This window comes from Prevotella sp. oral taxon 317 str. F0108 (assembly GCF_000162415.1).
In the GTDB taxonomy this organism is placed as follows: Bacteria; Bacteroidota; Bacteroidia; order Bacteroidales; family Bacteroidaceae; genus Prevotella; species Prevotella conceptionensis.
This window is the reverse complement of record NZ_GG740075.1, coordinates 225,933-237,607: the sequence shown is the minus strand read 5'-3', so window position 1 is coordinate 237,607 and position 11,675 is coordinate 225,933. Positions and strand designations below refer to the sequence as shown.

Below are 11,675 nucleotides of genomic sequence, written 5' to 3'. Positions count from 1 at the left end.
AAATAGTTTGTTGTACATCTTATGCCCCGACGGCATCTTTTAACCCTATCTTATCAGCTTGCTGCGGCCAAATAGGTAAGACGTGCGTGTGTAGTCGAGGGCGCGAGCCAAATAAATGCTGCCAATAACGCCCATTACAACCTAAACAGCTGCATGCAATAGACCAGTGGGTTCGAAGGCGAAAGCGGGAAGTATGAACTTGGCGAGCATGGTAAAGATGGGGTGGAAGATGTAGATAGGAAAGGTGTTGCGGCCAATGTAATGTGCCGCAGCTTTTATTTTGTTACCCAAATAGGTGTGCAACTTGGCTGCGAAACAGAAAAAACAAAACACACTTACAAGGATGGAGATGGTGCCCCAGTCTTGAAATCTGGGCGTACCTACCAAAAGTAGGAAGGGTATTATGGGCTATAGACTGCTTTCATACACCTTAGAAAAGTCTTTAACAAGATGCCTGATAACTACGCCAACAAAATAGTAGGCCGCAAATCTGATGTTGAGCAGGGGCGTAAATTGGGCAGTGAGTATAATGAAGGTGGCGAAAATAGAGAGCTTGGCCGCCGTGCTGATTTTCGGGACGACACGGAACGAGGCGTAATAAAGGACGCCACACACCACCATGAGATGTAAAAACCAATACGGACCGATAGACTTGATGAAAAGCACATGGGCAAATGCCTGCCATGTTGGTTGGGTTAGCCCGTCCCTTACGGGCAAAAACAGCGACAAGGCTGCATATCCCGAAACCATTACTACATAGGCTAATACTATTTTAGAGAGGTAAAGGGCGTAGGTTTTCAAGGGTTTGTTGATGTTTACTAGAAAGCCCGTAACGACCAAGAAACTTGGCATGAGGAAGGCTAGAATGGCGTTTTTGAGTAGCGGATAGTGATCGCCGAAGTTAACGATGTGGATAAGTATAACCAGGACAATGAGTATTGCCCTGAAAAAGTCGAGTTGGTTATTATGATTCATTGTTAGTAATATATAAGGGGGATGCGGCAACTGGCATGTCGCATCCCCCTTGGGGTTGTTAAGGTTCGTTGTGTGTACAGCGGCTTGTTCTGTGCCTTTGTTTGGCCATTGGGTTTAAGGCTATATGCGTTAGAACAAAGTGTGCGCTGCGGTTAAATAAGCTGGGAAACTTTATCTCACAACAGCAACGAAATATTTGCTTGTGCTCCAGAACACGTCGGGGTTGGTAATGGTAAGCACATACTCCTTGTTCACGTCTTTTTCGAGCGAGTAGCTAGAAGCGGGGTGAGTGGTGAGGAGCTTAACCGACTTAGAATAGAACTTAATTTCTTTAAGCGTGCGAATGTCTACGCGGGTGAAGTAGGCTTTGTTGAAAGCGCTTTGCAGTACTTTTCCGTCTACAAGGATGCCTTGTTCTTTCAGTTCCTTCTTCGTTCCGAACACGTACCAAGCCGTGTGTATCTGCTTGTCTTGGTCGCTAATGGTTTGTGCCTTCGCCGTGTTGTCGGTTTTCAGTTTCGTAACGTGGGTGTTCAGGTTGTTCACCTTTTCGTCCAACTCCGAGATATGGATGTCTTTGGCATCGAGTTCAGCGCGAAGTTGTTGCAGTTGTTGGTCTTTTTCGTCCAGCTGTTTCATCAGCCTGTCAACCGTTTTCTTCAGTTCTGCACCCTTAAACGTACTTTTCTCCAATTGTGCGCGCAGTTTCTTCAACAGTGCACGGTTTTCTTCCATGCGTTGTGTGATGAACTTGATGTTTTCTTTAATCTGCTCAGACTTGTTGGCCCCTTCGCCGTCTTTTGCGATATTGACATGGTTTTCGGCCTCATTAATCTGTCGGAATCCGTCTTGGATTTCGTTCATGGTGGCCATCATGTCGTTCAACTGATTGTCTCTTTGTTGGATAATCTGCTGCAAAGAGTCGTTAAGTTGCGGTTCTCCATTGGTTTTACCTTGTTTGCAGGCTGCCAACGACAATACTGCGAAACACGCGATAACAAGTTTCTTCATAATTTTTCTCCTTTCGATTTTTTATCTTTTTTACTACTAGTTCCTGCTAAAACAATAACTATTTCACCACGTGGGGGCGTTTGTTCGAAGTGTTTGGCCACCTCTTGAAGTGTTCCCCGCACGTTTTCTTCGTGCAACTTGGATATTTCCCTGCATACGCACACTTGTCGTTCGGTGCTTACAACTTCGGCCAGTTGGGTGAGGGTTTTCACCAATCTGTAAGGCGATTCGTAGAACACCATCGTGCGTTGCTCGTCTTTTAGGCTTTCGAGGTAAGTTTTCCGCCCTTTCTTTTGGGGGATGAACCCTTCGAAACAAAACCTGTCGCAGGGCATTCCCGACGACACCACGGCAGGGATGCAAGCCGTTGCGCCTGGCAAGCAGTTAACGGTTATGCCTGCCGCCACCGCTTCGCGCGCCAAGAAAAAACCTGGGTCGCTGATGCCCGGCGTTCCTGCATCACTCACGAGGGCGATGTTTTGCCCCGCTTTAAGGCGTTCTACAATTCCAGCAGACGTGCCATGCTCGTTAAACTTGTGGTGCGATTGCAGGTGAGCCACCTCAATGCCCAGATGTTTAAGCAAGATACCCGTCGTTCGGGTGTCTTCTGCCAGTACCAAATCGGCCTCTTTCAGGGTGCGAATGGCGCGTAGCGTGATGTCCTCCATATTGCCCACAGGGGTGGGTACAATGTATAAGATGCCCATATTGTACGCAAATATAGCAATATATATTCCTAGTAGCAAAAAAAGCATGCGTTTGTTTGCAATTTTTAAAACGTCTTTTTGTACTTTTGCATCAGAATGATTGATAATGTAACCGGCGAAAACCACCGCCAAGGAAGAGTGGAAGTGATTTGTGGCTCGATGTTTTCGGGCAAGACAGAGGAGTTGATACGGCGTATGAAACGTGCCGTGTTTGCCAAACAACGGGTTGAGATATTTAAGCCTGCCATTGATACGCGCTTTTCGGAAGACGACGTTGTGAGCCACGACCGCAACGCCATACATTGCACGCCCGTGGATTCGTCGGCGGCGATATTGTTGCTTTCGGCAGACATCGACGTGGTGGGCATTGATGAGGCGCAGTTTATGGACGAGGGGTTGGTGCCCGTTTGCAACGAATTGGCCAACCGAGGCGTGCGCGTTATCGTTGCTGGCCTTGACATGGACTTTAAAGGTGTGCCTTTCGGCCCTATGCCTGCACTGTGCGCCATTGCCGACCACGTTACAAAGGTGCATGCCATTTGTGTAAAGTGCGGTGCGCTGGCTTACGTGAGCCATCGCATTGTGGAAGGAGAGAAACGCGTGATGCTTGGCGAGATGCAAGAGTACGAACCTCTGTGCAGGCATTGTTATCAAAAGGCCATGCAAGGAGGAAAGGGTGAATGTTAAATAGGAGTGGCGTGACGGATGAAACAAAAGAGCCGTTAGGATGGCTGAAACAAACAGGACGGACAAAACAATCTGCCTAAGTTTGCCGCTCCCGAATGTCTTATTCGTTTTATCATTTCCGTTTTCCTTTCCCCTCTCCAAGAGGTAAACTAAACAACAATAGATATGTTAGAAGAGAAAATAACCCTAGACAAGCTGATAAGATGGGTCGTCTGTGGCCTGATAATCTTTGCGGTTTTCTTCATTACCAACAGCATGAGCGAGGTGCTTTTGCCCTTTTTCGTTGCTTGCTTGTTGGCTTACTTGCTTTATCCTTTGGTGAAATTCACCGAGAAATATCTGCACATACGCATCCGTACGCTGTCCATCCTCTTCGTTTTGTTGGTTCTTGTGGGCTTGATTACAGGCGTCGGGCTGCTTGTGGTGCCGTCGTTGATAGATCAGTTCGACAAGATTTCTGAGTTGGCCGCACGTTATTTGGGCAGTTCCAAAAGCTCGGGCGACCTCTCAGGCTATATTCAGCATTGGTTGCGCGAACACCAAGAAGACATCGACCGCCTTATCAGGAGCAAAGACTTTAACGATGCCGTGCGCACGGCCATGCCCAAGTTGTTTAGCCTTTTGGGACAGACGGCAAGTGTGGTGGTGAGTATCGTGGCATCGTGCATCACCTTATTATATATGTTCTTCATTTTGCTCGATTACGAGTTCCTTACCGACAACTGGGTGCGCATATTCCCAAAGAAGTATCGCCCCTTCTGGAACGAACTTGCGCAAGATGCCTCGCGCGAGCTTAACAATTACATTCGTGGGCAAGGGTTGGTGTCGCTTATCATGGGAATCATGTTTTGTATCGGTTTCACCATCATTGATTTTCCCATGGCCATCGGCATGGGTATTCTTATTGGTGTGATGAACCTGGTGCCTTACCTGCACACTTTCGCCCTTATTCCTACGGCATTCTTGGCTCTTCTCAAAGCTGCCGACACAGGACAGAACTTTTGGATTATCTTCGGAACGGCCATTTTGGTGTTCGCCGTGGTGCAAATCATCTCGGATATGGTGGTAACGCCCCGCGTAATGGGTAAGGCCATGGGGCTAAATCCGGCCATCATTCTGCTTTCGTTGTCTGTGTGGGGGTCGTTATTAGGCTTCATTGGGGTTATCATTGCCTTGCCGCTCACCACCCTTATCATTGCTTACTGGCAGCGGTATGTTACCAAAGAAAAGGTGGATGTTGAGCCCGAAACCACCGAAACACCAGCAAAAACAGATGCCTAAAACCAAATAAAACGGCATTGGCGGATAAAAAACATGCAATTTGTTTGCGAGATTGGCTAAAAGTATGTACCTTTGCACTCGCAAAACAAAAAACGCTTTGTTGGAAGATCCGCTAGCTCAGCTGGTAGAGCACAACACTTTTAATGTTGGGGTCTTGGGTTCGAGCCCCAAGCGGATCACGAAAAAGGGCACTCGTAAGGGTGTCCTTTTTTGTGTGTTTAACCCTTATAGCTCTTTTATTCGGTTTTATTCCCATTGTTTTGGGACAACAGAAATCTCATGACTTATTAATGGTATATGGGCGTAAAGCATATCTCTCCTTTCTTATGGTGTTAATTAAATCAGTGCCAAACACCCGTTTTCACAATCTTCTTTTTCGACTTTTAATCTTTTTAATCGTAACAAATAGTAAAAGCAACAAGGGCCAGATGGAACAAAACGAAGTAAACCAAATTGTCGTTCAATGTCAGGAAGGTAGCAAAGAATCCTTCCGACGGTTAGTGAGAGAATACCAAAGTATGGTTTTCTCGCTAACGCTCAAGATGCTTTGTGATGAAAACGATGCAGAAGATGCCTGCCAAGATACTTTCGTTAGTGTTTGGCTGAACTTGCACAAGTACAATTCGGAGAAGGGAAAGTTTTCCACGTGGATATACTCCATTGCCTCTAACATCTGCCTAGACAAGCTTAAACGTCGTAAACCGCAACTACCCATGCTGTCAGACGAACGTGCATTTAAGGCATATGCAACCAACCCATCTCCCGAACGACAGCTGATGAACTCGGAATGGGTGTCTATTGTTAGGGTGTTGGCTGCACAACTGAGCCCTAAACAACAGCTTGTTTTCACATTGCGTGTACTCGAAAACGTTCCAATAGAAGAGATAGAAAGTATCACAAACATGAACGCTACCAAGATAAAGAGCAACTTATACGTTGCCCGACAACAGATTAAACAACAATTAATACGGCTAGGTTATGAACAAGAATGACAACCTATACGCTGATGTAATAAGGGGATTGCAGGGGAAACGACCTTCCCTTGAGCATCCAGACGACATGATAGATGGCGTGATGGCTCGTATTGAACAACGAAACCGTCAACGCGCGTACGTTATTGTTCTTCGTGCCTGTGCCATTGCAGCATCGTTGGCGTTGGTATTTGGCATTTCAGAATGTGTTAGAACTGTGCCAAAAAACAATGATATGGCATTGCTCTATTTACAGGAAACCCTTCCACAAAAGGCTGACGGGGTGTATTTCCAGAACAAGTATTTGAAAAGAAACCAATATGAACTTATAAAACAAAGCATTTATGAAAACAAAAGATAGTTTGATACTCCTTCTTTTGGCAACATTTATGGTTGCATGCAACAATAAGTACCAAGGTAGCGCAACCACCATTGTAAACGAAGACGGAACATGTAGTAGGGAATTGTCTTTCCAACTCGATTCGGCGCAGTTGGTTAGTGGTGTGTTCAACGCAGATGAAAGTATGTTGAGGTGGGACAAAGGTTGGCAACTGACATGGGGAATAAAGGGCGACAGCCTTCGACACGCATTCCCCGTGGAACTTAAAGCTTATCAAGCGCTCAGCAGACGATGTCAGAAAGATGGGCGTACGGCAGCAGACACCATCTTGGTGTATGCCAAATGTAACTTCGCTTCTGTAGAAGAAATGGCCAAAGCAACAACGTTCATTGTGGGCTCACGGCGTATCACACCGCGAATAACATTTGAACGTACGCGAGGTTTCTTCCGTACTGAGTACAGATACGAAGAAGTTTATCCCCAACAGCACATCAATTGCCCCATCCCCATGAGTAAATTCTTTACCAAAGACGAGATTGGGTTTTGGTTTAGCGGAACACCCGACCTTGTTGGAGGTCTTAATGGCATCGAGATAGACGACATCACGCAGCACCTTAAAACAAAATACACCCAGTGGCTTGTTGCCAATGATTTTGAACTGACCTATCAAACGATACTCAAAAACTATTCACGCATAGCGGCGAAAGCGATAGACAAGCAGCGTTTTGTGGCCTTGCACGACACGCTTTTTCGGGAGTACTCAAGAGAAACCGACCTAACTGCCGTCCATATGGATAGGTCTAAGTGGTTTAAAAAAATCTTCCATTCGGACGTTTATTCGGAAATACTCGACAATGACACGTTGATGAGAGAAGTTGATGTCGCTCAAAGAGATTTCCTTGCCTTGTCAATGTTCAACATCGATTACAAACTTACCTTTCTCGGTGCCGATTATCCACCCACACTAAGTAGGCTTACGGGTAACAGACTAATGGCTGGCGATGTGGTTATATCGCCCTGCATAATCAAAAAGAACCTATGGGCGTTTGCTTTAACGGGAGCAGTGCTGGTTCTTTCGCTAGTGTTGTTGGTGTTAAAGAGAAAGAAACGTTGAAATATATTTTGTAAATCGCTTTCAAATATCTTTGAGATTTTTATTGCTCATCTTCTGTTTGCCCCTTGAAAAGCAAGCAGAAGATGTTTTTTTCTAGGTGACAGGGCGTTAAATTCACTTGTCCTAATTAGTCGTTTTCCAGTATTTGGTGAGACGTAGTTTATAGCAATGCCACACGATTTATCGTAGAAGAAAGGGGGCTTGTCGTAAATAAGATGTACCTTTGTCTATAATTAAGGTGAGAACTAAAAACTTTCGCCGTTGGTTTCTGAAAGAAGAAACCGTCAAGCGGGGGATGATTGCCGTGCCACAGCACACAATTGGGCATTTAGATAGCAAGCAATACAGAATGCCGAGGTTAGTTGCATCCTGTTTTTATACTCCACCAAACAGAACTAAAACCCAAATTAAACGTAGCATGCGCCACTAAGTCATGCACACAAACAATCAAAAGCTATGCCGACAGCCAACGTAAAACTGCGGCTATAACCCAAACAACACTGCGAACAATGAAGAAAATGAAAACCTACCCTGCGCTACTTGCGCCTGCATTGCTTACGGCCGTAGGCGCACACGCCAAGCAGGTGAAGAACAATCGGACCGACGACACGCGCCGTCCAAACGTGATTATCATTTACGCCGACGACTTGGGATATGGCGACTTGCAATGTTATGGCGCGAAAAACGTGGAAACACCCAACGTAAACCGCCTTGCTAGTCAGGGCATTCGCTTTACCAATGCGCATGCCGTGGCAGCCACTAGCACGCCTTCGCGCTACTCGTTGCTAACGGGCGAATACGCATGGCGGCGTGCCGACACCGATGTTGCACCTGGAAATGCAGGTATGATTATCCGTCCCGAACAGTTTACCATGGCCGATATGTTCAAAAGTGTGGGCTATGCCACCTGTGCCATTGGCAAATGGCACTTGGGACTGGGCGACAAAGGTGGCGAGCAAGATTGGAATGCGCAACTGCCTGCCGCATTGGGCGACCTTGGTTTTGATTACAGTTACATCATGGCGGCCACCAGCGACCGCGTTCCTTGCGTGTTTATCGAAAACGGGCGTGTGGCCAACTACGACCCGTCGGCACCCATTGAGGTGAGTTACAAGCGCAACTTTGAGGGCGAACCAACGGGCAAAGCCCATCCCGAACTGCTTTATAACCTCAAATCTAGCCATGGGCACGACATGAGTATCGTTAACGGCATTGGTAGAATTGGCTTTATGAAGGGTGGAGGAAAGGCACTATGGAAGGATGAAAACATCGCCGACTCTATCACCGCGCACGCCATTAACTTTATTCGCGACAACCAAAATCGGCCTTTCTTCATGTATTTTGCCACCAACGACGTACACGTGCCGCGCTTTCCGCATGCCCGTTTTCGCGGAAAGAACCCTATGGGCTACCGTGGCGATGCCATTGTGCAGTTTGATTGGAGTGTGGGACAGCTGATGAAAGCCCTCGAACAATATGGCTTGGCCGACAATACACTCATTATATTAAGCAGCGACAACGGCCCTGTGGTAGACGATGGCTATGCCGACCGGGCCGAAGAGTTGCTTAACGGGCATAGTCCTGCTGGCCCATTCAGGGGTAATAAGTACAGTGCTTTCGAGGGCGGAACGGCTATTCCTGCCATTGTGTCGTGGAAAAAGGGTGTGAAAGGCGGTCGGCAAAGCAACGTTTTGATGTCGCAGATAGACTGGCTAGCGTCTTTGGCCCAGCTTGTTGGGGCGCGATTGCCAAAGGGAACAGCCTGCGATAGCGAACCCCGACTGGGAAATCTCTTGGGAACAGACACCCAAAATCGCCCTTGGATTATCGAACAGAGTAGTTCGCGTGTCCTTTCGGTGCGCACGCCGCAATGGAAGTTTATCGAGCCTAGCGACGGCGAGAAGATGATTTCGTGGGGTCCGAAGATAGAAACGGGCAACAATCCCACGCCACAATTATACGATTTGAGCAAGGGTGAGTACGAAAAAGACAACGTGGCCAACGAAAACCCAAACGTGGTGTACGAACTTCAAAACGTGTTGCGCCGCGAAAGAACGAAGAAAAGGTGAAAGGGGGAAAAGATGGCTGCGCCTTTAAAGGTGAAAAGGTGAAAGGGTGAAAAGATGGCTAACGCCTTCTAAAGGTGAAAGGGTGAAAAGGTGACTGCGTCTTCTAAAGGTAAAAGGGTGAAAGAATGGCTGACGCCCCCTGCGTATCTGGCTAAATTCAACATCTTGTTGAACAATTAACAAATTGGTGAGTTAGCGAGTTGATAAGTTTATGGGCTGGTGAGTTAACGGGTTGACAAGTTTATGAGCTGATGAGTTAATGAGTTGACAAGTTGATAGGCGCAGCCATTTTTTCACCTTTTCACCTTTTCACTCTTTCCCCTTTCATTCGCCCTTTTCGCCTCAAACTCTTGGTATTCTAGCTTAAAAAGCGTAATTTTGCAACGAATTATTATCAATACAATTATGTCATACAACTTATTAAAAGGTAAGCGCGGTATTATTTTCGGTGCGCTCAACGACATGTCCATCGCTTGGAAAGTGGCAGAACGCTGTGCCGAAGAAGGCGCAAGCATCGTGCTGAGCAACACCGAAATGGCCCTTCGTATGGGCGAACTAGACGCACTTGCGAAGAAGATTAACGCTCCTGTTGTGGCAGCAGATGCCACCAGCTACGAAGACTTGGAAAATGTCTTTGTAAAGGCACAAGAACTGTTGGGCGGCAAAATCGACTTTGTGCTGCATTCTATCGGAATGAGCCCTAACGTGCGCAAACGCCGCACATACGATGATTTGGACTACAATTGGCTGAACAAGACTCTTGATATCTCGGCTATCTCTTTCCACAAGATGCTGCAAGCCGCTAAAAAGGTAGACGCAATTGCTGAATATGGTTCGGTTGTGGCACTTACCTACATTGCCTCGCATCGCACATTCTTCGGTTACAACGATATGGCCGACGCCAAGAGCCTGCTCGAAAGCATCGCTCGCAGCTTTGGTTATATCTATGGGCGCGAAAAGAACGTGCGCATCAACACCATCTCGCAGTCGCCTACACCCACAACAGCGGGTAAGGGTATCAAGGACATCGACAACATGATGGACTTCGCCGACAAGATGTCGCCCCTTGGAAACGCCTCGGCATTGGAGTGTGCAGACTATTGCGTAACCCTTTTCAGCGACCTTACGCGTAAGGTTACCATGCAAACGCTCTTCCACGATGGTGGTTTCTCGAACATGGGAATGAGCTTGCGCGCCATGAACCAATACAGCAAGGACCTGGGTCCTTACGAAGACGAGAACGGAAAGATTATCTACGGATAAGTTATAAGTGTTGTTCTCGCTGGCTTGTGTGTAAATAGTTACACCAAATATTGGCGATGGCAACGCACTCCGTATACATCCTGCAAACGCCGCTCTTGCCCAAAGCGAGGGTGGCGTTTGTTGTTTTTTTAAAGTTCACAAACTCACGTTCTGCCTTTTTGGGACGGAGATAGTTGGCCGCAGCCATCCCAATAGTTATTTCAACCAAAATCAGTCGTTTTTGTTTCTCACAACCATATCGTACTTTGAAATCCAAATGAGAGATTTGGATTTAACTTGATTATCTTCGTCGTGCTACATTGAAGTCGTCTTGACCTTTAACATTTCTACAAATTGAGAGGAGTTTATGCCTATGAGCTGTAAAACCAAGATAAACGCCCCGAACATGTACGAAGTACCCGACAAAGACATGATGAAAATTGAAATTATGCCCCTTTCGTCTGTGGCAAACATGGCTCAGTCTCAAAATGCAAACCCGGCGAGAGTATTTTCAATACATTCTTTACAAGTTGAACGCATCTTTCCAGGGACACATAATGAGAAAAAAGTAAAGAGCACTTCTCTATATTTCTTATGTTCTTATGTCAACATGGACGTATTTATGTCAAAGCACGAAAGATGAACGTTTTCGTTAAGCCAAATGAACAATGTCGAGCTTGCCCGAACATTGGCGTGGCGAGAAAACGCACTCTTCGAGAGACGAGAAAAGTACGATTAACTCGTTCACTTGTTCACTTGTCCACTTGTCTTCTTGCCAACCTGTTCGCCTGTTGGTTCGCCAACCATTGTAATCTTTTCAGCAGGAATTTTAACATTATGAGTGCCCTTTTTATCCACCAACCACTCACCTAGCCGCAAAAAATCGTTTCTCGCGAAGGTTCGTTTTGATACAAAAGAGGGTTAGTCTGTGAATGCGGCAAAATGAATTTTTATTTAAAGCAGTCGCCATTTGCACCAACTTTTGGGCTATTTATAGCAAAATGTAGTGCAATATGCCGCAAAACGCAGTGTGTTTTGGTGCTAAATGCAGTGCGTTTTGATGCTAAATGCAGTGCGTTTTGATGCTAAACGCAAGGTAAAATGGTGCTAAACGCAGTGCAAAATGGTGCTAAATGCAAGACGAAAAGCATAAATATCCACTGAAACTGTATAAACAAAACCTTTTAGAGCCGTTAAAAGCATGACCCCAAAGGGCAAAATGGGCATTAAAAAGTGGGTTTTGGGGGCTAAAAGTGGGTAATCGGGTGTAAATAATAA

11 protein-coding genes and 1 tRNA gene are annotated in these 11,675 nt (G+C 46.3%); 8 read left to right on the top strand and 4 right to left on the bottom strand.

The genetic code is table 11. The annotated features are described in order from the left end of the window. Positions 1-141: 141 nt before the first annotated feature. The 4 genes from HMPREF0670_RS17190 to rsmI all read right to left on the bottom strand — a co-directional run bounded on the left by HMPREF0670_RS17190 (position 142) and on the right by rsmI (position 2,693). Entirely contained in the window at positions 142-387 is a 246-nt protein-coding gene (locus HMPREF0670_RS17190) for a hypothetical protein (protein WP_009231472.1), read from the bottom strand. Between the two features lie 21 nt (positions 388-408). Continuing rightward, positions 409-975, bottom strand: a complete 567-nt coding sequence (locus HMPREF0670_RS17185) for an acyltransferase family protein (RefSeq protein WP_009231471.1) — start codon at positions 973-975, stop codon at positions 409-411. A 171-nt stretch (positions 976-1,146) separates the two neighbouring features. Continuing rightward, the gene (locus tag HMPREF0670_RS12265; RefSeq protein ID WP_009231470.1) at positions 1,147-1,986 is read right to left on the bottom strand and encodes a hypothetical protein; all 840 of its coding nucleotides are present in this window, start codon (positions 1,984-1,986) and stop codon (positions 1,147-1,149) included. Further along, a complete protein-coding gene (gene rsmI, locus HMPREF0670_RS12260) occupies positions 1,983-2,693 on the bottom strand; it encodes a 16S rRNA (cytidine(1402)-2'-O)-methyltransferase (RefSeq protein WP_009231469.1) in 711 nt (236 codons plus the stop codon). The genes HMPREF0670_RS12265 and rsmI overlap by 4 nt, the downstream gene beginning before the upstream one ends. A 96-nt stretch (positions 2,694-2,789) precedes the next feature. Between rsmI and HMPREF0670_RS12255 the strand changes: the two genes are divergently transcribed. The 8 genes from HMPREF0670_RS12255 (at position 2,790) to HMPREF0670_RS12220 (ending at position 10,418) form a co-directional block, all read left to right on the top strand. After that, positions 2,790-3,380 (top strand): thymidine kinase, encoded by a 591-nt coding sequence (locus HMPREF0670_RS12255; RefSeq protein WP_044078263.1) that lies wholly within the window; start codon positions 2,790-2,792, stop codon positions 3,378-3,380. Positions 3,381-3,545: 165 nt separating this feature from the next. Continuing rightward, positions 3,546-4,661, top strand: coding sequence for an AI-2E family transporter (locus HMPREF0670_RS12250; protein ID WP_009231467.1), 1,116 nt, complete (start codon positions 3,546-3,548; stop codon positions 4,659-4,661). Between the two features lie 106 nt (positions 4,662-4,767). After that, a tRNA-Lys gene (locus tag HMPREF0670_RS12245) sits at positions 4,768-4,840 on the top strand. A 249-nt stretch (positions 4,841-5,089) separates the two neighbouring features. Beyond that, entirely contained in the window at positions 5,090-5,653 is a 564-nt protein-coding gene (locus HMPREF0670_RS15855; protein ID WP_009231466.1) for an RNA polymerase sigma factor, read from the top strand. After that, positions 5,640-5,993 (top strand): hypothetical protein, encoded by a 354-nt coding sequence (locus HMPREF0670_RS12235; protein ID WP_044078261.1) that lies wholly within the window; start codon positions 5,640-5,642, stop codon positions 5,991-5,993. The genes HMPREF0670_RS15855 and HMPREF0670_RS12235 overlap by 14 nt, the downstream gene beginning before the upstream one ends. After that, positions 5,977-7,086, top strand: coding sequence for a hypothetical protein (locus tag HMPREF0670_RS12230; RefSeq protein ID WP_044078260.1), 1,110 nt, complete (start codon positions 5,977-5,979; stop codon positions 7,084-7,086). The genes HMPREF0670_RS12235 and HMPREF0670_RS12230 overlap by 17 nt, the downstream gene beginning before the upstream one ends. A 509-nt stretch (positions 7,087-7,595) precedes the next feature. Then, positions 7,596-9,155 (top strand): sulfatase-like hydrolase/transferase, encoded by a 1,560-nt coding sequence (locus HMPREF0670_RS12225; RefSeq protein WP_044078259.1) that lies wholly within the window; start codon positions 7,596-7,598, stop codon positions 9,153-9,155. Positions 9,156-9,560: 405 nt separating this feature from the next. Then, entirely contained in the window at positions 9,561-10,418 is an 858-nt protein-coding gene (locus tag HMPREF0670_RS12220; RefSeq protein WP_009231463.1) for an enoyl-ACP reductase, read from the top strand. Positions 10,419-11,675 lie beyond the last annotated feature (1,257 nt).